This window comes from Nocardioides seonyuensis (assembly GCF_004683965.1).
GTDB lineage: Bacteria > Actinomycetota > Actinomycetes > Propionibacteriales > Nocardioidaceae > Nocardioides > Nocardioides seonyuensis.
On record NZ_CP038436.1, the window covers coordinates 1,196,052 to 1,215,738 of the forward strand.

At 71.3% G+C, this 19,687-nt stretch carries 25 protein-coding genes; 13 read left to right on the forward strand and 12 right to left on the reverse strand.

Annotated elements, in window-relative coordinates; all coding sequences use genetic code 11:
- Nucleotides 1-72: 72 nt before the first annotated feature.
- The 6 genes from EXE58_RS05880 to EXE58_RS05905 all read right to left on the reverse strand — a co-directional run bounded on the left by EXE58_RS05880 (nucleotide 73) and on the right by EXE58_RS05905 (nucleotide 4,867).
- A complete protein-coding gene (locus EXE58_RS05880; protein ID WP_135266996.1) occupies nucleotides 73-462 on the reverse strand; it encodes an STAS domain-containing protein in 390 nt (129 codons plus the stop codon).
- A gap of 105 nt (nucleotides 463-567) precedes the next feature.
- Entirely contained in the window at nucleotides 568-951 is a 384-nt protein-coding gene (locus EXE58_RS05885; protein WP_167288706.1) for a hypothetical protein, read from the reverse strand.
- A gap of 30 nt (nucleotides 952-981) precedes the next feature.
- Entirely contained in the window at nucleotides 982-2,637 is a 1,656-nt protein-coding gene (locus EXE58_RS05890) for a hypothetical protein (protein WP_135266998.1), read from the reverse strand.
- Entirely contained in the window at nucleotides 2,630-3,625 is a 996-nt protein-coding gene (locus EXE58_RS05895) for a hypothetical protein (RefSeq protein WP_135266999.1), read from the reverse strand. The genes EXE58_RS05890 and EXE58_RS05895 overlap by 8 nt, the downstream gene beginning before the upstream one ends.
- A gap of 44 nt (nucleotides 3,626-3,669) precedes the next feature.
- Nucleotides 3,670-4,266, reverse strand: a complete 597-nt coding sequence (locus tag EXE58_RS05900; protein ID WP_135267000.1) for a DinB family protein — start codon at nucleotides 4,264-4,266, stop codon at nucleotides 3,670-3,672.
- Entirely contained in the window at nucleotides 4,256-4,867 is a 612-nt protein-coding gene (locus tag EXE58_RS05905; RefSeq protein WP_208544142.1) for a rhomboid family intramembrane serine protease, read from the reverse strand. The genes EXE58_RS05900 and EXE58_RS05905 overlap by 11 nt, the downstream gene beginning before the upstream one ends.
- A 144-nt stretch (nucleotides 4,868-5,011) precedes the next feature.
- Here EXE58_RS05905 and EXE58_RS05910 point away from each other — a divergent pair, with 144 nt between their 5' ends.
- The 3 genes from EXE58_RS05910 to EXE58_RS05920 are packed head-to-tail and all read left to right on the forward strand — an operon-like array spanning nucleotide 5,012 to nucleotide 7,147.
- Nucleotides 5,012-6,001 (forward strand): NAD(P)-dependent alcohol dehydrogenase, encoded by a 990-nt coding sequence (locus EXE58_RS05910; RefSeq protein ID WP_208544143.1) that lies wholly within the window; start codon nucleotides 5,012-5,014, stop codon nucleotides 5,999-6,001.
- Between the two features lie 53 nt (nucleotides 6,002-6,054).
- Entirely contained in the window at nucleotides 6,055-6,270 is a 216-nt protein-coding gene (locus EXE58_RS05915) for a PLD nuclease N-terminal domain-containing protein (protein WP_135267002.1), read from the forward strand.
- Between the two features lie 43 nt (nucleotides 6,271-6,313).
- Complete coding sequence (locus tag EXE58_RS05920) at nucleotides 6,314-7,147, forward strand: NAD-dependent epimerase/dehydratase family protein (protein ID WP_135267003.1); 834 nt, start codon at nucleotides 6,314-6,316, stop codon at nucleotides 7,145-7,147.
- On the opposite strand, the gene EXE58_RS05925 is transcribed toward EXE58_RS05920, so the two are convergent.
- Complete coding sequence (locus EXE58_RS05925) at nucleotides 7,117-7,602, reverse strand: methyltransferase family protein (RefSeq protein WP_135267004.1); 486 nt, start codon at nucleotides 7,600-7,602, stop codon at nucleotides 7,117-7,119. The genes EXE58_RS05920 and EXE58_RS05925 overlap by 31 nt on opposite strands.
- Before the next feature lie 126 nt (nucleotides 7,603-7,728).
- On the opposite strand from EXE58_RS05925, the gene EXE58_RS05930 reads away from it, so the two are divergent.
- Nucleotides 7,729-9,111, forward strand: coding sequence for an HNH endonuclease signature motif containing protein (locus EXE58_RS05930; RefSeq protein ID WP_135267005.1), 1,383 nt, complete (start codon nucleotides 7,729-7,731; stop codon nucleotides 9,109-9,111).
- A 6-nt stretch (nucleotides 9,112-9,117) separates the two neighbouring features.
- On the opposite strand, the gene EXE58_RS05935 is transcribed toward EXE58_RS05930, so the two are convergent.
- On the reverse strand, nucleotides 9,118-9,585 hold the full coding sequence (locus EXE58_RS05935; protein ID WP_135267006.1) for a YqeB family protein: 468 nt from the start codon (nucleotides 9,583-9,585) through the stop codon (nucleotides 9,118-9,120).
- 228 nt (nucleotides 9,586-9,813) lie between these two features.
- Here EXE58_RS05935 and EXE58_RS05940 point away from each other — a divergent pair, with 228 nt between their 5' ends.
- The 6 genes from EXE58_RS05940 (at nucleotide 9,814) to EXE58_RS05965 (ending at nucleotide 14,725) form a co-directional block, all read left to right on the forward strand.
- Nucleotides 9,814-11,007 (forward strand): SHOCT domain-containing protein, encoded by a 1,194-nt coding sequence (locus EXE58_RS05940; RefSeq protein WP_135267007.1) that lies wholly within the window; start codon nucleotides 9,814-9,816, stop codon nucleotides 11,005-11,007.
- Between the two features lie 11 nt (nucleotides 11,008-11,018).
- The gene (locus EXE58_RS05945; protein WP_135267008.1) at nucleotides 11,019-12,302 is read left to right on the forward strand and encodes a TFIIB-type zinc ribbon-containing protein; all 1,284 of its coding nucleotides are present in this window, start codon (nucleotides 11,019-11,021) and stop codon (nucleotides 12,300-12,302) included.
- A complete protein-coding gene (locus EXE58_RS05950) occupies nucleotides 12,299-12,574 on the forward strand; it encodes a hypothetical protein (RefSeq protein ID WP_208544144.1) in 276 nt (91 codons plus the stop codon). The genes EXE58_RS05945 and EXE58_RS05950 overlap by 4 nt, the downstream gene beginning before the upstream one ends.
- Nucleotides 12,575-12,672: 98 nt before the next feature.
- Complete coding sequence (locus EXE58_RS05955; RefSeq protein ID WP_135267009.1) at nucleotides 12,673-13,089, forward strand: YciI family protein; 417 nt, start codon at nucleotides 12,673-12,675, stop codon at nucleotides 13,087-13,089.
- A gap of 5 nt (nucleotides 13,090-13,094) precedes the next feature.
- Complete coding sequence (locus tag EXE58_RS05960; protein WP_135267010.1) at nucleotides 13,095-13,481, forward strand: YciI family protein; 387 nt, start codon at nucleotides 13,095-13,097, stop codon at nucleotides 13,479-13,481.
- On the forward strand, nucleotides 13,478-14,725 hold the full coding sequence (locus tag EXE58_RS05965; protein ID WP_135267011.1) for an RNA polymerase sigma factor: 1,248 nt from the start codon (nucleotides 13,478-13,480) through the stop codon (nucleotides 14,723-14,725). Before EXE58_RS05960 ends, EXE58_RS05965 begins: the two co-directional genes overlap by 4 nt.
- A 15-nt stretch (nucleotides 14,726-14,740) precedes the next feature.
- On the opposite strand, the gene EXE58_RS05970 is transcribed toward EXE58_RS05965, so the two are convergent.
- The gene (locus EXE58_RS05970; RefSeq protein WP_135267012.1) at nucleotides 14,741-15,985 is read right to left on the reverse strand and encodes an FAD-dependent oxidoreductase; all 1,245 of its coding nucleotides are present in this window, start codon (nucleotides 15,983-15,985) and stop codon (nucleotides 14,741-14,743) included.
- Nucleotides 15,986-16,120: 135 nt separating this feature from the next.
- Between EXE58_RS05970 and EXE58_RS05975 the strand changes: the two genes are divergently transcribed.
- From EXE58_RS05975 to EXE58_RS05985, 3 genes are all read left to right on the forward strand, one after another.
- Entirely contained in the window at nucleotides 16,121-17,332 is a 1,212-nt protein-coding gene (locus EXE58_RS05975; RefSeq protein ID WP_135267013.1) for a matrixin family metalloprotease, read from the forward strand.
- 144 nt (nucleotides 17,333-17,476) lie between these two features.
- Nucleotides 17,477-17,962 carry a GNAT family N-acetyltransferase gene (locus tag EXE58_RS05980; RefSeq protein ID WP_135267014.1) on the forward strand — a complete coding sequence of 162 codons (486 nt, stop codon included), beginning with the start codon at nucleotides 17,477-17,479 and terminating at the stop codon, nucleotides 17,960-17,962.
- Nucleotides 17,963-17,972: 10 nt separating this feature from the next.
- Entirely contained in the window at nucleotides 17,973-18,167 is a 195-nt protein-coding gene (locus tag EXE58_RS05985; RefSeq protein ID WP_135267015.1) for a hypothetical protein, read from the forward strand.
- Here EXE58_RS05985 and EXE58_RS19430 read toward each other — a convergent pair whose 3' ends face one another.
- From EXE58_RS19430 to EXE58_RS05995, 3 genes are all read right to left on the reverse strand, one after another.
- On the reverse strand, nucleotides 18,168-18,314 hold the full coding sequence (locus tag EXE58_RS19430; protein ID WP_167288708.1) for a hypothetical protein: 147 nt from the start codon (nucleotides 18,312-18,314) through the stop codon (nucleotides 18,168-18,170). It lies immediately after the preceding gene.
- A gap of 77 nt (nucleotides 18,315-18,391) precedes the next feature.
- Nucleotides 18,392-18,874, reverse strand: a complete 483-nt coding sequence (locus tag EXE58_RS05990) for a DUF3253 domain-containing protein (RefSeq protein ID WP_135267016.1) — start codon at nucleotides 18,872-18,874, stop codon at nucleotides 18,392-18,394.
- Nucleotides 18,871-19,683: a TspO/MBR family protein gene (locus EXE58_RS05995; protein ID WP_135267017.1), complete on the reverse strand. Its 813-nt coding sequence runs from the start codon at nucleotides 19,681-19,683 to the stop codon at nucleotides 18,871-18,873. Before EXE58_RS05995 ends, EXE58_RS05990 begins: the two co-directional genes overlap by 4 nt.
- Between the last annotated feature and the right edge of the window lie 4 nt (nucleotides 19,684-19,687).

Here is a 19,687-nt window from a genome sequence, read left to right on the forward strand (position 1 = left end):
GTTGTGCGCCCGCTCGACATCCACCCGCGCCACGTTACGTCACCCCGGCACCAGGAGGGCTTCCGCGCGCGCTCAGGCCGAGGCGTCGTCCTCCGCGGGCGACTCGGTGCGCATCAGCTCGGCACCGGGGAGAGCAGGCTGCTCGGAGACCGACGCGGTGATGGTGAACACGCGGTCCAGGGCGGTGACCTTGAAGAGCCTCAGGACCCGTTCGGCCGAGCAGACGATCCCGAGAGAACCGTTGAACGCCCGGGCCTTGCGCCGGGCGGCGACCAGCACGCCGAATCCCAGGGAGTCGATGAAGTCGATGTCGTCCATGTCGACGAGGACATGCGCGTGTCCCCGGATGATCAGCTCCCGGAGCACCTCGCGGAACTGCTCGACCGTGCTCAGGTCGATCTCGCCACTGGGTCTCACGACGGCATAGCCGTTCTCGAAACGTGTCTCCACGTTCAGGTCCATCGCGTGCGTCCTCCCGAAGGATCGCGGTCTGCGTCGAGGACGCGTTCGGGACAGGTCGGTCCGGGACAGGATAGGCGTTCTCGGGCCAGGACGTGCCCGTTCTGCTCAGAGGGAGTCGGGTACGACGAGCCCGTCGGGGTCCTGCCTCGGTGGCAGCGCTGCGAGCGCCAGCCTCACCAGGGCGGTCCGGGCGGCGACCTCGACCCGGCGGCGGATGCCCTTGCCGTCGCCGACCGCCTGCTCGACGGCCTGTTTCACCTGCTCGTCGGTGAAGGTTGCGGGAGTGCCCGGGGCGACCTCGACGTCGGGCAGGGCGAGGAGCACGGGGAGGACCTGGCTGCCGACACCGTCGATCAGGTGGTAGCGGTCGATCTTGCTCGTCGACTCCCAGACCTCTTCGGCATCCTTGCGTCGCCGCGCCTTGGCGGTGGCGACCGACTTGGCGGCCGTCGTCACCGCGACCGTCAGCTCGTGCTCGGTGAAGCGCATGGGACAAGGATGCCGCAAGGGGGTGCGGCGTCAGTCGAGGCGAGCCCGGTCGAAGCCGCTGTGCACCGCGTGGTCGACCCGCTCGGCGTCGAGCGCGACCATCCGGAGGCTGTCGGCGGCGTGGTCGACGGCCTTGTCGTGGGCACGCAGTCCGTCGGTGATGCTGGTGATGACGCGGCGCAGGGTCTTGGCGAGGTCGGACGCCTGCGGCACCCGGCCGAACGCGGTGCCCGGCAGCTGGACCGCCGCGGTGTCCTCTGACGCCTTGCGCATGCGGTTGCCCGTCGTCTCGAGCTCGGCCGCGGTGAGCTGCAGCGACTCGGGGCCGATCACCAGCTCGCCGGTGAGACCCAGCCCGGCCAGGGGGGTGCTGGTCATCGTCTGGTTGGGCCACAGGTCGTCGTCGCCGTCGCTGAACTCCGTGGCCCCGGACTCGTAGGTGGCGAGCACGTTGCCGTCGACCTCGACGATGCCCTGGGACATGTTGGGGAAGGTGTAGGTCTCGCGCGAACCATCGTGGTCCTGCACCACGAGCGAGCTCTCGTTGCCGCGTCCCCACGAGGTGCTGAAGACGTACTCGCCGTCGCGCACGATCACCCCCTGGCACTGCGGCGGTGTGGACACCGCACGCTCGGGCATCTCGATCCACCCGCCCTTGCCGTCAGGTCGGTAGACGTGCAGCGTCCCTTCCTTCGTGTCGTCGAAGACTCCGAGGTAGAGCAGCCCGTTGCGGACGGCCGAGTAGGAGCCGCCGTGGGGCAGGGTCTGCACCGTCTGGGGCTGCACGGTCGCGCCGCGGCCGGCGGAGCGCATCTCCGACAGGGAGTAGGTGTAGACCTTGGCCTGCCCGTCCAGGTAGTCGGTGACGTAGACGTTGTCACCGTCGACGCTGACGCCGCCGGCATGACTGGGTGTCCCGTGGCCGTCGGGGTTCTTGACGTCGTTCTGGTCGCGTGGCAGACCACCGAGGTTCACCTCCCCGACCTTCTCGCCGGTGATCTGGTCGATGAGTGCCAGCACCGACGGGTCGCCCTGGTCGTGGTCGTAGTAGCCCTGCAGCAGAAGCCCCGTCGCCGGGTCGTAGCCGAGGCCCTGGGGGATGAGGCCGCGGCCGTCACCCCAGGCGCCGATGCTCGGGATGGGTGGGCCGAGCTCGCTGCCGTAGTCGTCGAGCCACTCCTGGTTCCTGGCCAGGCCCTCCTCGACCCACTCACGGGCCTCGTCGCTGAGCTCGTCCAGGCTTGTCTCGTCGCCCGTGAGCATCGCGGACACCACCGCAAGACGCTCGTTGTACGTCGTCCCGGTGGCGAGCAGCAGCCCGTTGACGAGGCGGGCGAAGAGCTCCTCCACCACGTCCGGCAGGCCGGTGGGGCGCCTGCGCCAGAAGCCGATGAAGTAGTCGGCGGTGTCCACGCACCACGTGTAGGCCTCCTCGCAGGTCGCCAGCGCGGCGTGCGCCCTGGCGAGTGCGACGTGGGTGCGGGCCACGCCGACCCGCAGCCTGGTGAGGCGCGCTGCATAGGCGTCGGCGGCGAGGCCGCTCCAGTCGCGAACCGTGCAGCCGGCGAGGTCTTCCTGCGCCCGGTCCGTGCGGCGGAGCGCCTCGTCCACCGACCCTGCCGCGGTGGCGATCACGGCTGCGTCCCCGGAGGTGAGCCTCGCGTGCTCGATCTCGGGGTCAGTCATCGTGAGCGTCCAGGAGGCTCGCCACGAGTGGATAGGTGGACCCGTTCGGGTAGCGGATCGTCTCCCCTCGGGTGGCCTCGTAGACCTCGCAACGACCGTCGGGGACGACGCAGGTGACCAACGCCGACGAGCCGTCCTCCGCACCCGCGATCCCGACCACCGTCGTCGCGTCGGCCCACCACTCCAGCAGCCAGCGCACGGCGTCGATCTCGAGGGGCACGGCGACACCCTCGCTGTCGACCACCTGGGACACCTTGCCCGTCGTCGTGATCCGCCACCTGCCGTCGGGGCTCTCGATCACCCCCGACCTCCACGGCTCCCCAGTCTCCTCTGTCTCCTCGGGGTCGCTGATCGCGCCGGTGGCGAGGTCCACCAAGAAGGGCCCGTCGGTACCCAGGACCTCGGCGGTCGTCGGGGTGACGTCGAGCACCGAGACCTGGATCTCCCCGTAGAGGTCCGCCAGGTCGCCGTCGAGGTCGCCGAAGTTCTCGGAGGTGCGAAGCACCTCCCGACCCTCGGTGAGGTCGAGCACGACCAGCTCGGCCAGGGGTGTGCCGTAGTCGTCCTCGGGACCCGACTCCACGTCGACCCCGAGGAGGTATCGCCCGTCGGGCGATGCCCGCACCGAGTCTGCTCTCAGCCGGAGACCCGTCTCGACCGGGTCTCCCTCGGGCTCGACGAAGTGCACTGCCGCACTGGCATCGGACCCTGTCTCGGCCTGCTGGGGATTGTCGGCCGGCACGAAGAACACGCCGTCCCCCGCCACGACGTACGACGCTGGCTGGGCGCCCAGGTCGATCTCGGTCCCGTCAGCCAGGTGGACGACTCCATCGGCTGCCCAGACCACGGGACTGGTGTCCACGGGGTCGGAGCTGGTGAGCCAGGCGGCGTCTTCATCGATGGGCCCCGGGCTGTCCGAGCCGCAGCCGCCGAGCGCAGCCATGACCACCATCGCTGCCGCTGCCGCGGCCCCCCGCCTCGAGCTCATGGAAGCATTCTCCCGCAGCCGCGGCCGGGCCAAACCTCGTCTCGTCAGGTGCGGGGGAAGCGCTCGGCCACGCCGCGCAGCCGGTCGACGTACGACGACCACTCGACGCCGTCGGGCACGTTGCTGTTTCCCTCACGCATCCCGGCGGCGCCGTCCACCTCCTCGCGGAGGATGTCGGCATGGCCCGCGTGGCGGGCCAGGTCGGTAAGGACGTGCACCAGCACCTGGTGCAGCGTGACCTCGGCCCGCTCCTCAGGCCACCACGGCACGCGCCCGCGGGCGTCGAGCGGGAGGGAGGAGATCGTCTCGTCGGCGAAGTCGGCCACGCGGCGGTGGAAGGCGAGGACGTCATCGGCCGGGGTGTCCGCGTCGACCCACCAGTCGGCCTGGGGATCGGTGTCGTAGGCGTCGTCGGCGACGTAGCCGGGCGCCTCGGGGTCGGGCCACTCCCGGCCGAAGGTCGGTCCGAAGTAGCCGAGCTCGACGTTGGCGCAGTGCCGCACGATGCCCAGCAGGTTGGTCCCGGTGGCGGTGCGCGGCCACCGCAGCTCCCGCTCGCCCAGGCCGTCGACCTTCCACCACAGCGCCTCGCGCGTCGAACGGAGGTAGTGGTGGAGGCCAGCCTTCACGTCATCCGCCATGGGTCCACCCTGCCGCAGTCGCCCGACGTTGCGATCCTCGCGCCACGGAGAGGAGCCGGGCAGCCAGCAGGCCACCCAGCGCGCCGAACAGGTGCCCCTGCCACGAGATGCCGGGCTGGCCCGGCAGCACCCCCAGCAAGGTGCTGCCGTAGAGCAGGAACACGGCGACTCCCACCAGGATCTCCATCGGGTGCCCGGTCAGGAAGCCGCGCACGACGAGGTAGGCGATCCAGCCGAAGATCAGCGACGAGGCCCCGAGGTGGATCGACCCGTCGCCAGCGAAGAGCCACACACCGAGCCCGGCGACGACCCAGATCACCGCCGTCGCGAGCAGGCCACGGGCAAGGCCGGACACCAGGGCGAGGAACCCCAGGACGAGGACCGGCACGGTGTTGCCGACGAGGTGGTCCCAGCCGAAGTGCAGCACCGGTGCCAGCACCACGCCGACCAGCCCCTCGTCGGTGCGCGGCCGGACGCCGTACTCGTCGAGCTGGTTGCCGGAGACGACATCCACGATCTCCAGGACCCACAGCAGCACGACGAACCCGCCCGCGAGCAGCCCGGCCTGCTGCCAGGAGCGGAGCTGGGTCGTCTGGTCCACGTGCACATTGTTGCCTGCCGGACCTGAGCCTCCACCTCACCGCCGCAGGACTTGGGTGATATCCGGGGACTCTCCCGCTTGGTCCCCGATGTATCGGGTGCAAGGCGGGAGACCTGGGTGCGAGAGGACGGACATACTGATGGCGTGCGCGCGGCGATGCGGAAGCAGTACGGCGGCCCGGAGGTCCTGACCTTCGACGAGATCCCTGACCCGGTGCCGGGCGAAGGCGAGATGCTCGTGCGCGTGCACGCCACGACGGTGAACCGCACCGACACGGCCTACCGCTCGGGCCGGCCCTGGATCAACCGGGCCGTCTGTGGTTGGCCCCGCCCGCGGAACCACGTCCTGGGCTCGGAGTACGCCGGCGTGGTGGTCGACGTCGGCGACGGGGTCGAGTCGTACGACGTGGGTGACCGCGTGTTCGGGTTCGTCGACGGCCGTCCTGGCGCCCACGCCGAGATGGTCGTCGTACCGGTGAAGGGTCTGGTCGCCCGCATCCCCGAGGGGTGGGAGTTCGCGGAGGCCGCAGCCGGCATGGAGGGGGCTCACTACGCGCACGCGACGCTGCGGGCGACAGGGGTCAGCGCCGATGATCGCGTGCTCGTCCACGGCGCCACGGGTGGCATCGGGTCGGCCGCCGTGCAGCTCCTCCACGCCGAGGGGGTGGAGGTGACCGCCGTGTGCGATCGGCTGCCGACGGATCGCCGCGACCTGTTGACCTCGCTCGGTGCTGCCCACGCGGTGGACCTGAGCGAAGGCACCCCGCTCGACTCGGTCGGTGTCGGTTTCGACGTGGTGTTCGCAGCGACCGGCCACCTCTCGTTCGCCGCCGCCCGACGGCTGCTGGAGCCCGGCGGCAGCTACGTCTCCTCCGAGCTCGGTCGCGGGGGTCACAACCTCCTGCTGGCTGCTGTCGGGCCGGTGGCCCGCGGACTCGGTCGCCGCCGGGTCAAGTTCCCGTTCCCCCACGCAGGTGCCGACCTCGCCGCACACATCGCCGGGCTCATGGACCGGGGCGCCTACCGCCCCCTGATCGACCGGACCTATGCGTTCGAGGACCTGCGAGCCGCCCATGCCTACGTCGACTCCGGGCGCAAGGTGGGCAACGTCGTAGTGACCCTGCCCGACCCGTGACCGGGCCCAACGGCCCTGTTCACCCCGCGCCGACCCCGGCTAGCGTCGAGGGCATGGCGAAGAAGAAGTGGAGCGAGCTCTCCCCCACCCAGCGCCGGCTCACCGTGGTGGGCGGCACCCTCGAGGTCGCCCTGACGGCCTACTGCCTCAGGGATCTCGTACGACGCCCCGCCGACGAGCTGCGCGGGCCCAAGCCGGTCTGGCTCGCCGCCCTGACGGTCCAGCCCGTCGGTCCGCTGGCCTACCTGGGCTGGGGTCGCAAGCGCTGACGCACGGGCGAGCAGGCACTCTCCTCTGCCGTAGCGTGCGGGCATGACGTCCGACGTGCTCCTGGTGGGCTGCGGCGACCTGGGAGCGGCGATCGGCCTGCGCCTGGCCGGCCTGGGGCACGACGTCCTCGCCCTGCGGCGCAACGCGGGCGCCGTACCCCCGCCGCTGCGTGGTCGGGCGGTCGACCTCACCCGCGAGACACCCGACCTGCACGACGTCCGAGCCCGCTTCGTGGTCGTGGCGTTGACCGCGCGACCTCGGACGGAGGACGCCTACCGCGCGACGTACGTCGACGGCATGGGCCGGGCGCTCGAGGCTGTGGCCGCCACGGAGCACGTGCCCGAGCGGGCCGTCCTCGTCTCGTCGACAGCCGTGCACGGCGCCTCGCAGCACCCCCCGCTGCAGGACGAGTCGACGCCACCCGCTCCGAAGGACGGGCCCGCTCGGACACTTCTGGAGGCGGAGCGGCTGTTCCACGACCGGCTCCCCCACGGGACCGTGCTGCGCTTCTCCGGGCTGTACGGCGGCCGCAGCACGAGGCTGCTCGACAAGGTGCGCGAGGGCCGGATCGACGACCCCCACGCATGGACCAACCGGATCCATCGCGAGGACGCGGCGGCCGCCGTGGCGCACCTGCTGACCATGGAGGAGGAGCCCGAGCCGCTCTACGTCGGCACGGACGACGAGCCGGCCCAGCTCGGTGACGTGGCGTCCTACCTGGCCGACCTGCTGGGCGTCCCCACGCCGCCGCCCGCGGACCCCTCCGCCGGTCACGGCAAGCGACTCTCCAACGCGCGACTGCGTGCGACCGGGTGGGTGCCGACCATGCCGACCTATCGGGAGGGCTACGCGCGCCTGGCGCCGCCCGAGCGCTGACGCGCGAACGACCGGATGCCGATCCACCTCGGCACCGACGCGCAGTAGGCCTCGTAGTCGTTGCCGAACTTCTCCTGGAGCGCGTGCTCCTCGACGGCCACCTGGAACGCGTTCATCACAGCGACGAACCCAGCAACAGGCGCGAGGCCGACGAGAGACCCGCGCCGCAGTGAGTCGGCCACCAGCAACCCAGCCATGCCGACGTACATCGGGTTGCGTGTCAGCTGGTTGACCCCGCCCGTCACGAGGGCGGTGGACTTGGATGGCTCGAACGGCTCCACGGTCGTGCCGCTGCGGTGGAACTGCGCAGCCGATGCCCCCGCCAGGGCCAGCGAGGCTGCTGCAGTCAGCGCGGCCGCCGCGTTCCGTGACTTCGTCGGGGGACGCCCCCGCCGGTCCAGGGCGCGTTGCGCGAACCCTGCGGCCAGCGCGAGGAGGGGCGGTGGTGGGCGCATGGGTCCACGGTAGTCACGAACCCGACTCTTCGGTGGTTGAGGAAGGACGGACTCCTGTCTCGAAACCCCTGTGGAATGGGCGTTCTCGGGCCTTGGACTGTCGGTGGTGACTGGTTGAGTATGCCCATGACCAGCACCCAGCAGGACTCCGATCCGGAGGGCGTGGACCTCGCGGACGCGAGCGTGCGTGGCCTGCTGGAGCAGGCGGCCGAGTGCGAGAGCGTGCTGCGCGAGGCAGCGGTGCACCAGCTTCGCGTCGCCTACGAGTGGGCGATCTCCCACCCCGTGCTCGACGCAGCCGAGACCGCTCGCGGTCCGGTGCTGCCTTCGGTCCTGGAAGCCCCGGAGACGCTGGGCGGTGCAGGGACGCCGGCGGTGGCGGCGTTCACCGCCGAGCCGCTCGCCGTCGCCTGCGGCATCGCACCCACTGCTGCGACGGCGCTGCTCGCGGACGCGCTGGACCTCCACCACCGGCTCCCGGTGCTCTGGCAGCAGACCCAGGCCGAGCTGGTTGCGGTGTGGAAGGCGCGCCGGGTCGCCTTCCGGACCCGTGACTTGTCCCTGGACGCTGCCCTGTGGGTGGACCGGCACACCGCCGGCAGGGTCGGATCCCTCAGCCTCGGGGCACTGGACCGGCTGATCGCCGAGGCTGCCGCCCGCGTCGACGGCGAGGACCTGGCCGAGAAGGAGAAGCGCGGCCGCAGCGAGTGGGACGTGAAGCTCAAGCACCGCGACCCGAGTCAGGGCGGCGCCACCTCAGAGATCCACGCGATCGGCGACACCCTCGACCTGACCCGCTTCCACGACATCGTCTGCGCCGAAGCAGAAGCACTCGGGTCCCTGGGTGACGGCGACACGTTCGAGGTCCGCAAGGCCAAGGCGCTCGGTGTGATCGCCGACGCCCAAGCCCGCCTCGACCTCACCAGCCTCCTCGGCGCTGACACCAGCGGCGACGACCGAGCCGCAGTCCGCCGTCGCCTCATCGAGCGCCGCGACGCCAAGGTCCGGCTCTACCTCCACGCCTCCCTCGCTGACGTCGCCGCAGGCTGGTCGGGCGGGCCTGGCGGGGTCGGCACCGTCGAAGGCCTCGGCCCGGTCACCCTCGACCAGATCAAGGAGTGGGCCGGCCGCTCACGCCTCAGCATCCAGCCCGTGCTCCACGTCGCGAGCGAGGACACCTGGTCCGTCGACCGCCACGACCCGCCACCACGAATGGCCGAACAAGCCGTTCTCCGAGACCCGACCTGCGTGTTCCCGTGGTGCTCCCACCCGTCACGGCACGCAGACCTCGACCACATCGAGCCCTACGAGGACCCCGACGAAGGTGGACCACCGGGCCAGACCAACTCAGCCGCCCTCGCGCCGCTGTGTCGAAGACACCACCGCGCCAAGACAGCAGGCGGCTGGAGCTACCAGCGCACCGCACCCGGCACCTATCTCTGGACCGGCCCCGCCGGACTCACCGCGATCGTCACCCCTACCGGCACCATCACCCTGCCCTCAGGCTGAGCGCACTCAGTCCCGCGGGCCTTCCCACGGGAAGCCGTGCCTGAGGAAAGCGCTCCGGATCGCGTCCTTCTCGCCTTCGATCTCGTCCTCGAACAGCTTGCGGCCATGTGCGGTCTCGATCACGATCTTGGATCCGCGGCGGTAGACGGAGTCCACCTTGGAGCGCTGAATGACTCGCTCGACCGCTCCACGACGCCGGACGTGGATCTCTTCGTCGTGGAAGTCCAGAACGGGGGAGTCGAGGATGATCCACACCGCGAAGGCGAGTCCGGCCGCGAGCCCGATGAGGGGACGGCCCACCGTCAGCCACGGTTGATCGAAGGATCCCAGGAGTTCGAGCGGGCCTTGGAACGGGACCCAGGGCAGCCGGCTAACCCAGTTGGCGACGAGTGGAAGCAGGGCTCCCAGCGCCGCTCCGCCGAGGCCGAACAGAACCAGGACCCACAATCTGCCTGAGCGATCGAAGCCGCCCACGCTCAGGCGTGGCGGCACTGGAGGCTCAGGTGGGGTCATGCCCACCGTCCTTAGCGAGGCACGTGCGCGCGCCGGTCTCCCTCGACCTACCCCCAGGCTGGGGTTCTGGGGCCCAGGTCCTCGGCATGGAGGGCCGGCGAGCGCTAGGGTTTGGGCCGCCGACCACCGGGCAGGAGGTCGCGTCGTGGGCATTCGTCGCACGGCTGAACAAGTGGGGGGAAATCGGAAATGGGACTCTTCCAGGCTGTGACCGGCGCCATCGGCGGCACGCTCACCGACCAGTGGCTCGACTTCTTCGGCGTGCCGGACGGGCTGCCGTCCACCGCCGCGCTGTTCCCGGCAGTGCGCAAGGGCGAGAACGCCGGCCGAGGGAGCAACGACGGCGCCTCCGACAACGTCATCAGCAACGGCTCGAAGATCATCGTGCCTGAGGGCTACGGCCTGGTGCTGCTCCAGGACGGCGCCTTCACCGGCTTCGCTGCCGAGCCCGGGGGCTACGTCTGGAACTCCGAGGAGCCCGCCTCGCAGTCGATCTTCGCCGGCGACGGGGTCTACGAGTCGGTCATCCGGCAGAGCTGGGAGCGGTTCAAGTTCGGTGGGCGTCCTGGCTCGCAGCAGACCGCGGTGTTCGTCTCCCTCAAGGAGCTCCCGAACAACCGGTTCGGCACGCAGTCGGAGATCTACTGGGACGACGCGTTCCTCAACACCCAGGTCGGCGCGATCACCCGCGGCACCTACACGTTGCGAATCACCGACCCCCTGACCTTCATCCGCAACTTCGTCCCCGCCGCTGTCATCGAGGGCAAGGCGATCTTCGACTTCACCGACATCGACAACCCCGCCGGTGAGCAGCTGTTCAACGAGGTCGTCGGCTCTTTGGCCCCCGCCTTCTCGATGTACACCAACGACCCCGCCAAGGGGAACCGCATCAGCCGCCTCCAGCAGGACTCCGTCGGCTTCGCGCAGTCGCTGTCGGCCGCCGTGGAGGACAACTACAAGTGGCGCACTGACCGTGGTCTCGAGATCGTGAAGACGGCGATCATCTCCATCGAGTACGACGAGAACACCCGCGAGCTGCTCAAGAACGTCCAGCGTGCCGACGCCCTCTCCGGCTCCCGCGGCAACTCCAACCTCCAGGCCTCCGTCGCTGCCGGCATCGAGTCCGCCGGCGAGAACGCCGGGCCCGGTGGACTGATCGGCATGGGCATGGCAGCCGGTGGCATGGGCCTGGGCGGTCTCCAGCAGCCGACCCAGCAGGCCCCCGCCGCCCCCGCCCCTGCCGCGGCGCCCGCGGCGCCCGCGGCGGAGCCTGCTGCCGAGGACCCCGTGGCGGTGCTCAGGCGCGCCAAGGAGATGCTCGACGCCGGCTTGATCACCCAGGAGGACTACGACGCCGCGAAGGCCAAGGCCCTCGGTCTCTGAGGGGCCCTGCCATGACCCAGGACGCCACCCCGCCCCGTGAGCCGAGCTCGTCGCGAGAGCCGGGCAGCTCTCCCTTCGACGGCCCGCCGCTCTCGCTGGACGAGGAGCTCGCGGCTGCGCGCGCCGAGCCGGAGCCCGGCCCTGACATCGACACGATCAACGAGTCCCTCGCCGACGGCCTCAACCGCTGCCCCAAGTGCGGGTCCACGGACGTCCGGCTGCGCGGCTCCACGGGCAACCTGGTCTGCCTGTTCTGCCGCCACGAGTGGCACGAGGCGCGGGTCGAGGAGGAGTTCGGTCTCGGCGTCGGCATCGACGACCTCCAGGGCACGGTCGTGGCGGGCGGCGCCGACGAGATCGCGGCCGATGCCGAGGACGTCGTCACGCTCACCTGCGGCGGCTGCGGCGCCGACGTCGTGGTCGACACCGCCCACGCCCTCAACGCCCGGTGCCACTGGTGCCGCCACACGCTCAACATCAACGAGCGCACCCCCAACGGCGCCGTCCCCGACGCCGTGCTGCCGTTCAAGCTGACCCACGGCGAGGCCGTGGAGAGGATCCGCGAGTTCGCCTCGAAGCGCAGGCTCTTCGCCCACCCGAGGTTCAAGAAGGAGTTCGTCCCCGAGAACGTCCTCGGGGTCTACCTGCCCTACCTCGTCATCGACGCCCGCGCCGAGGCGTCGTACGCCGGCAGGGGAGAGGTGCAGACACGTCGCTGGACCGAGAAGCACGGCGACACCTCGACCACCTACTACGCCGCGGACGTCTACCGCGTCGACCGCGAGGTGGCGTTCACCGTCGACGACCTGACGATCGAGGGCGCGGCAGACCGTGCCCGGTTCGACTCCAGCACCACCAACAACATCGTCAACACGGTCCTGCCGTTCGACACCAAGAACGCCGTGAAGTGGAACTCCAGCTACCTCGTCGGGTTCACCAGCGAGAAGCGCGACCTCGACGTCGACGACCTGCACCCGGTGCTGGAGGACCAGCTGCTCTCGATCGGCCGCGCCCAGGTGCACGACTCGCTCGAGATGTTCGACCGCGGGGTGCGCTGGGAGCAGGAGCGGATCGACGTGGGCGGCTCGCGGTGGGTCTCGATGTACCTGCCGGTGTGGCTCTACTCCTACTACCAGGAGAACACCAAGATGCTGCACTACATCGCGGTCAACGCCCGCACCGGGGAGACGATGGGCAGCGTCCCGGTCTCCCAGCCGCGGCTCATCGCTGCCGCCCTGACGGTGGGCACGTTCCTCGAGGGCATCGCCGGCGCGATCCTGGTGGGCACAGCATGATCTCCGAGGTCGTGATGGCCACCTCGGGCGACAACGCGCCCCTGTGGATCCTTGCCGCCGGACCCGCCGGCGCCGTCGCCACCTACTGGGCGCTCTACCGCTACTACCGCAACACCGACAAGTCGCACGCCTACGAGCGCGACACCCTCATCCAGGCGCAGCCGGTGCAGGGCAGCGAGGAGAAGGTCGACCACATCTCCAAGACCCGCGACAGCGACATCGACGGCGACAACAGCTCCAAGCACCGGGTCCGCGTGGAGCGGCTGGGCTGATCGGGGCGGTGCGCTTGTCGTATCCGCGCCCTACCGTTCGTGGAGTGGGTGAGGGAAGGAGCCGGCCGGGCTCTCTCCACGACCGAGAGGATCCACGAATGGGCCAGTACATCATCGCCTTCAACGACGAGTGGGTGCAGCCGCACACCGACGAGGAGCTCCTCGCCAAGGACGAGGCGGTCTCGGCGGTGGTGCAGGAGATGCACGACGCGGGGATCTGGGTCTTCGGCAACGGCGGCATCGACGCCTCGACGCTCGTGTGCAGCGTCGTGGCCGAGGACGGCGCGCCGGTCTTCAGCGACGGCCCCTACGTCGAGACCAAGGAGCACCTCGGCGGCTTCTGCGTGATCGACGTGCCCGACGACGAGGCGGCACGCGACTGGGCCGGCCGCGTCGCGGTCGCCCTCGACTGGCCGCAGGAGGTCCACCGCTTCCCGCCCAGCCCCAGTGAGCAGGCCAGGCAGAGGCTCGAGGCCGCCCACTCCGGCACCACCACCCACGTTCAGGAGAAGTGATCACCATGCCCAGATACATGTTGTCGGTCTACGGTCCCGCCGAGCGCCCCGAGTTCGGCGGCTACCCCGACAAGGAGGCCATGCTGCAGGCCTTCGCCGACACCGGCGCCTTCAACGAGAAGCTCGAGCGCGAGGGCTACTTCGTGTTCGCCGACGGCCTCGAGGCCGCCACGACCGCCACCACCGTCGACGGGCAGGGTGAGACGCCTGTCCTCACCGACGGCCCCTACGTCGAGACCAAGGAGTACCTCGGCGGCTTCTGGGTCATCGACGCCCCCGACCTCGACGTTGCCCTGACACTGGCGGCCGAGGGCTCCAAGGCGTGCCGCGGCAAGGTCGAGGTGCGCCCGTTCCAGACCGAGGAGTCGTTCAAGGACATGCTGGGTCCGTGACCGAGGCGCCGTACGACGAGGCGCTCGCCCGCGCCCACCACGACGAGTGGGGGCGGGTGGTCGCCGGCCTGGCCCGGCGCTTCGGTGACCTCGACGTCGCCGAGGAGGCCGCGGCGGAAGCCTTCGCGACCGCCGCCGAGCGGTGGCCCGTCGACGGCGTGCCCCCCAACCCGGGCGGCTGGCTCACCACCACCGCGACCCGCAGGGCGATCGACCGGCTGCGGCGGGAGTCCAAGCGAGACGTCAAGCACCAGGCGGCCCACATGCTCCTCGACGACAGTCCTCCCGAGCCGACCGGGCCGGTCGAGGACGACCGGCTGCGGCTGATGTTCACCTGCTGTCACCCTGCGCTTGCCATGGAGGCACGCACGGCCCTCACCCTGCGCCTCCTCGGCGGTCTCACCGTCGCCGAGATCGCCCATGCCTTCCTCGTGCCGGAGACGACGCTGGCCCAGCGCATCACCCGTGCGAAGGCCAAGATCAAGGCCGCCCACATCCCCTACGCCGTGCCGTCCGCGGGCGACGTGCGAGAGCGGCTGGCCGGTGTGCTGGCCGTCCTCTACCTCGTCTTCAACGAGGGCTACCTCGCCAGCGGCGGCACCCACGCCGTGCGGATCGACCTCAGCGACGAGGCGATCCGGCTCTGCCGCCTGCTGCGCACGCTCGTGCCCGACGACGGCGAGGTCACCGGGCTGCTAGCGCTGATGCTGCTCACCGACGCCAGACGAGCTGCTCGCGTCTCACGCTCGGGCGAGCTGGTGACGCTCGAGGAGCAGGACCGCGGCGTGTGGGACCGGCGGCTCATCGAGGAGGGGCATGCCCTGGTCCGTGAGCGCCTGTCCGCGGTCGCGGCCGGTGGGCCGGCGCCGGGCCGCTACCAGCTGCTGGCCGCGATCAACGCCGTCCACACCGCCGCCCCGGCGGCCCGCGACACCGACTGGTCCCAGGTCGTCGCCCTCTACGACCGGCTCGTCGCGCTCGACCCCTCCCCGATCGTGCGGCTCAACCGCGCCGTCGCCCTCGCCGAGCTCGACGGTCCCCACGTGGCGCTGGCCGAGGTCGACCGGCTCGCCGAGGCCCTCGACGGCTACCACGCGCTCCACGTCACCCGGGCAGACCTGCTGCGCCGCCTCGGACGCAGCGCGGCTGCGCGGGCGTCGTACGACAGGGCCATCGAGCTGGCGGCCAACCCGGCGGAGCGCACCTACCTCGAGCGGCGCCGCGACCAGCTGACCGGCGAGTAGACCTCCGCGAGCGACTCAACCCGCCAGGTCGGCCACTACGGCTTGCGCGACCCGACGCCCGGAGACGATCGCACCCTGGATCGAGGCGGTGTCGCGGTGGTCGCCGCAGACGTAGGCACCAGAACCGAGGCGCGGTGGGGAGGTCAGCCGCAGGGGTGCAGGCTGGGCGGGCAGCGCGTGCGGGACGTCGTGGCGTGTGAGCAGCTCCCACCCGCTCGTCGACGCCCCCCAGATCCGCCCCGCGTGCTCGCGCGCCTCGTCGTCGCCCACGTGGCTGCCGGGGTGGATCAGGGCCGTCGCCTCGACGAGGTGACGACCCGGTGGCGCGTACGACGGCGCGGCGTTGCTCACCACGGTCGTGTTGACGAGCGGGCCGGAGCGGGTGCCGTCGACCGCGAGCATGTCGGACGAGGAGGGCGCCTCGGCCGTCGCGAACCACCAGGTCGTGAGCCCGTGCATGGTGACGCGCTCGGCGTCGACGAGGTCACTGACCACCTCCGGGCTCACAGCCACCACGACCGCGCGCGCGGCCACGAACGTCCCGTCCTGGAGCGTCACCCCGCTGCCGCCGGGTCGTACGGCCGCGACCGGAGTCCCGGTGCGGACCGTCCCGCCCGCGGCCTCCACGCGACCACGCAGCTGGGCTGGCAGTGCCTGCATCCCGTCGCGCGGGAGGCCGGGGACACCCAGCGCGAACATGCGGACGAGCAGGCGCGCGAAGCTGTCGGAGGTCTCGAGCCCGTCCTCGACGACGACCCCGGCGAGGAAGGGCTCCAGCACCTCGCGACGCAGCACGCCGTCGACACCCGAGCGCGCCCAGCCCGCCTCGACAGTCACGTCGGGACCCGCGAGCTCAGCACGCTTCGGGCTCGCGATCGTCGGCCCCACCCACCTGGCCAGGGCGGCCAGCTCGCGGGGCCGCAGCAGGCCGCTCCGCAGGCCCGCCGGGACGAGACGCGGATGTCGGAGCGGGTGGGCCAGCGTCGCCAGGCCGGTCTCGCGTCGTACGACGACCCCCGCACCGAAGCGCTGCAGCCCCAGCGCGGCGACGTCCACCCCGTGGGCCAGTGCGGGATAGGCGGGGTTCAGCACCTGGAACCCGCGGTCGAGGAGGAACCCGTCGACCGTGTCCGTGTGCTGGCGACCGCCGACGACCTGCTCCCGCTCGAGCACGGTCACGCTCAGCCCGTGGGTGAGCAGGGCCTGGGCGGCGCTGAGGCCCGACAGGCCTGCTCCGACGACCACCACGTCCGTGTCCATGGGTGCTCCCGTCTGTGTCCGGTCGAGTGTGCCACCACCCTGACCACCCGGTCGGACTAGGCGCCCTCACCCGACCGGTCGGTCCTTGCCGGAAGCCCGGCGCGCGCGCCGATCGAGCCAGAGACTGGCGCTGCCATGAAGACCTCACACCGCCTTGCCACGAGCCTCGCCGCTGCCGCCGCTGTGGCGGCCGCCGTGGTCGCGCCCGCGACGGGCGAGGCGTCGTACTCCTCGACCTCACAGGCCCAGGCAGCATCGGTCGAGTCCGCGATGAGCTCCGCCGCGGGCACGCGCACACTCACCAAGCGACGCCTGTCCATCAGGACCTCGGGGATGGTCACGGTCGGGGACGAGCTCCTCGTCACCGGCCGGACCTCGCTGCGGCGTGCCCTGGTCCGCTTGCAGGTGAACCAGTCCGGAAGGTGGCGGCGCATCGACCGGACGCGCACCAGCGCCCACGGCACCTTCCGGACCAGTGAGGTGGTGACGAGGGAGGGCGAGCACCGCTTCAGGGTCGTCGTGTCCCCGCGCCGCGGGCACGACGCCACCGCCTCCTTCCGCGTCAGCGCAGTGCCCCGCGCCACCGGCCCGACAGGGTGGCCCACGGAGGAGCCCACGGCACTGCCGACCGCCACGCCCGTGGCCACGTGGACGCCCGTGCCCACGACGACGCCCACGCCCACCGCACCGCCTGTCCCCGTGCCCACGTCGGGCGCCGGGAACGCCGCCGACTGGTCCTACATCACGGGCGGCACCGAGGCGATCGCCTGGAACTCGTGCTCGGTGATCACGTGGGGCTACTCCCCTGCGGGTGAGTACGCCGGGGCTCGGGACGACTGGGCGCGTGCCTTCGACCTCGTGGCCCAGCGCAGCGGCCTCTCGTTCGAGTACGCCGGCACCGACGGCGCGATCGACGTCTCGTGGTCGGATGCGGCGGCGCAACCCAGACTGGCAGGAAGCGTCGTCGGCTTCGGCGGGCCGTCGTACCGCTACATCGACCCGGACGCCAACGACGGCGTCAGCATGCTCATCACCGGTGGCCGCGTCGTGCTCGACCGCGAGTCACCGCTGTCCCCCGGTCACGCCACCACGGGTGGAGCTGCGTGGGGCCAGGTCATGGTCCACGAGCTCATGCATGCTGTCGGTCTCGGCCACGCGGCCGGCCGCGAGCAGATCATGTACCCCTCGACGGGAGCGCTGTTCCTGGGGGCCGGCGACCACACCGGTCTCTACAACGTCGGCTCGTCGCGGGGCTGCCTCTCGAGCAGCCAGTACGCCGACCCCGCACCCGGTGCAGAAGGCGGCGGCGAGGTGCTCGTCCACGACCGGTTGGGCGACCTGAGCTGACCTGACCTGATCGGCCCACCCTGGCGGCACACGACCCCAGAATCGACCGATCCGATGTCGGGCGCCGCCACCGTGGCCAGGGCCGATGTCGGGTGCCGCCACCTGGGAAACGTCGGCGAAACCTGCGACCGGCACGATGGCGACATGCGTCACCGCGTCACGATCGGTCGAGCCGACCTCGACGAACCTTCCCTCGCCGCCTTCCTGCGCGACCACCTCGCCGCGATGGAACCGACTGCCCCGTCCGAGAGCCGTCACGCCCTGGACCTCGGCGGGCTGAGGTCACCGGGCGTCCGGGTCTGGGTCGCGCGAAGCGGTGAGGACATCTTGGGCACCGCGGCCCTCGCCGAGCTCGAGCCGGGCCACGAGGAGCTGAAGAGCATGCGCACCGAACCGCGATCCCGCGGCCGGGGGATCGCTCGTCGGCTGCTCGACCACCTTGTCGCGGACGCCCGTGCGCGAGGCGTCGTACGGATCTCTCTGGAGACGGGCAGCATGGCGTTCTTCGCGCCGGCCCGCGCGCTCTACCGCACGTCCGGCTTCGAGGAGTGTCCCCCGTTCGGGAGCTACGCCGAGGACCCGAACAGCGTCTTCATGACGCGGTCGCTGTCGAGTGCGCCGCGGCCCTAGCATCGAGGGCATGGACAACGAGCCGAACGTCATCCTGCGCGGTGGGCCAGCCGACGGCGAGGTCCGCCGGCTCCCAGAGCTCGGCGAGCCGATGCCGTACGAGGACGAGGGCGGCGGCTCCATCACCTACTTCGACACAGGTGAGACGGCAGAGCAGGCCGGGGTGGCCCTGCGGGTCTACGAGCCGCACCGCCGCCCGGGGTGATCAGCGGGTTGAGGGCTGGGCTGTCCTGGGGCCGGTGGACGTGGGCCCGAAGGTCTCGTCCCACCATCCCGAGCACTGGTTGAGCAGCACGATCAGCGCGATCAGGGACAGCATCAGGACTACCCCGCGCAGTGGGTTTCGTCGCATCGGACCTCCTCTGCGGCGAGACTAGGGCCTGGCAGAGGCGCGCAGAGGTGAAACCGGGCTGACTCCCTCAGCACCGATCACGGGACGAACCGCGGTCCCCTGGCCACGCGGATCGCCCCGCGAGCACCCGCCTCGACCCGCTCGCCGCGCTGTCGTACCTCGAGCGAGCCCTCCTCGGCGAGCTCCCAGGCCACGGCGCGGGAGACGGGCGAGAGGCGGCGCCACTGCTCGCCGCCGACGATCCGGGCGGGCTCGCTGGGGCAGACCGTGCCCTCGGGTCGGTGTCGCAGGAGGGTGCGATAGGCCGCAACCAGGCGTGCGTGCTGGCCCTTCTCGGTGGGCTCCCACCACGGGTCACCGCGCTCGCCCAGGGCCACCTTCGCGTCCTGGACGCGGTGACGCACAGCGTCGCCGTCGGTCTTGACCGCGCGGCGGGCCGACATCAGCTCCGCGACGAGCTCGGTCTTGAGCCTGTCGGGGATGTGCGGATCAGTGGCCCGCCACCGACGGCCGTCGACGACGATCCACCGCTCGTCGTCCTTCTCTGGTCCCCGGGTCACCGGGCCATGCTCGGCGCCCGCGCTGCCGTGCGCAAGGCGAGGCCGACGGTGAGCAGTGCGGCCACGGCGGCCGCGACTGCGACCACGACCGACTCGGGCGCCGTGCTGAGCCGCCCGACACAGATCCACGCCAGGCCCCAGCTCATCGCAGCGCCCACGGCCAGCGGCTCGCTCACCCGTGGCAGCTTGAGGGCGGCCACACCGACCAGCAGGAGCACGACCACGACGGCGATCGGTACGGCGACGTCGCGAGGCGGGTCCACACCCGCGAGCACCAGCGCGAAGGTGATGTTGGCAGCGGTCGCCACGTTGACCCAGCCCAGGTAGAGCCCGAACCCGATGTCGACGACCCAGCGCTCCACCGTCGACTCGGGCGGCGTGGCCTTCAGGACCCGGTGCACCGCGATGAGGCTGCCGAGCAGCAGGAGCATCACGACCACGCTGCCCCATGCCGACTCGAGCTGCTCCACCACCAGGATCCAGGCGGCGTTGAGCACGAGGGAGGCGACGGCGGGCCACAAGATCCCCCGCGCCCGGGCGCTCCCCGCCCCGGCCGGCAAGGCCTGCCACACGACGTAGGCCACCAGGAACGCATAGATCAGCGACCAGATCGAGAAGGCCGGGCCGGCCGGGGCGATGAACGTGGCGGTGTCCGCGATCGAGTCGCCGTCGCCGACTCCGCCGCTCTCGAGGATCACGCCATTGCCGACGAGGATGCCGAACACCGTCACCACCATGGCGAGGGCTGGCAGGAAGGTCAGTGCACGTGAGGAGCCGGAGCTGGTGCTGCCGCGATCAACATCAGTCATGCAT

Excerpts from the sequence above, each read along its gene's own strand:
- EXE58_RS05975 (WP_135267013.1), top strand. The coding sequence starts at position 16,121 with ATGAAGACCTCACACCGCCTTGCCACGAGCCTCGCCGCTGCCGCCGCT.
- EXE58_RS05880 (WP_135266996.1), bottom strand. The coding sequence starts at position 462 with ATGGACCTGAACGTGGAGACACGTTTCGAGAACGGCTATGCCGTCGTG.
- EXE58_RS05945 (WP_135267008.1), top strand. The coding sequence starts at position 11,019 with ATGACCCAGGACGCCACCCCGCCCCGTGAGCCGAGCTCGTCGCGAGAG.
- EXE58_RS05900 (WP_135267000.1), bottom strand. The coding sequence starts at position 4,266 with ATGGCGGATGACGTGAAGGCTGGCCTCCACCACTACCTCCGTTCGACG.
- EXE58_RS05915 (WP_135267002.1), top strand. The coding sequence starts at position 6,055 with ATGGCGAAGAAGAAGTGGAGCGAGCTCTCCCCCACCCAGCGCCGGCTC.
- EXE58_RS05950 (WP_208544144.1), top strand. The coding sequence starts at position 12,299 with ATGATCTCCGAGGTCGTGATGGCCACCTCGGGCGACAACGCGCCCCTG.
- EXE58_RS05995 (WP_135267017.1), bottom strand. The coding sequence starts at position 19,683 with ATGACTGATGTTGATCGCGGCAGCACCAGCTCCGGCTCCTCACGTGCA.
- EXE58_RS05940 (WP_135267007.1), top strand. The coding sequence starts at position 9,814 with ATGGGACTCTTCCAGGCTGTGACCGGCGCCATCGGCGGCACGCTCACC.
- EXE58_RS05955 (WP_135267009.1), top strand. The coding sequence starts at position 12,673 with ATGGGCCAGTACATCATCGCCTTCAACGACGAGTGGGTGCAGCCGCAC.
- EXE58_RS05895 (WP_135266999.1), bottom strand. The coding sequence starts at position 3,625 with ATGAGCTCGAGGCGGGGGGCCGCGGCAGCGGCAGCGATGGTGGTCATG.
- EXE58_RS05920 (WP_135267003.1), top strand. The coding sequence starts at position 6,314 with ATGACGTCCGACGTGCTCCTGGTGGGCTGCGGCGACCTGGGAGCGGCG.
- EXE58_RS05960 (WP_135267010.1), top strand. The coding sequence starts at position 13,095 with ATGCCCAGATACATGTTGTCGGTCTACGGTCCCGCCGAGCGCCCCGAG.
- EXE58_RS19430 (WP_167288708.1), bottom strand. The coding sequence starts at position 18,314 with ATGCGACGAAACCCACTGCGCGGGGTAGTCCTGATGCTGTCCCTGATC.
- EXE58_RS05925 (WP_135267004.1), bottom strand. The coding sequence starts at position 7,602 with ATGCGCCCACCACCGCCCCTCCTCGCGCTGGCCGCAGGGTTCGCGCAA.
- EXE58_RS05890 (WP_135266998.1), bottom strand. The coding sequence starts at position 2,637 with ATGACTGACCCCGAGATCGAGCACGCGAGGCTCACCTCCGGGGACGCA.
- EXE58_RS05980 (WP_135267014.1), top strand. The coding sequence starts at position 17,477 with ATGCGTCACCGCGTCACGATCGGTCGAGCCGACCTCGACGAACCTTCC.
- EXE58_RS05970 (WP_135267012.1), bottom strand. The coding sequence starts at position 15,985 with ATGGACACGGACGTGGTGGTCGTCGGAGCAGGCCTGTCGGGCCTCAGC.
- EXE58_RS05985 (WP_135267015.1), top strand. The coding sequence starts at position 17,973 with ATGGACAACGAGCCGAACGTCATCCTGCGCGGTGGGCCAGCCGACGGC.
- EXE58_RS05885 (WP_167288706.1), bottom strand. The coding sequence starts at position 951 with ATGCGCTTCACCGAGCACGAGCTGACGGTCGCGGTGACGACGGCCGCC.
- EXE58_RS05930 (WP_135267005.1), top strand. The coding sequence starts at position 7,729 with ATGACCAGCACCCAGCAGGACTCCGATCCGGAGGGCGTGGACCTCGCG.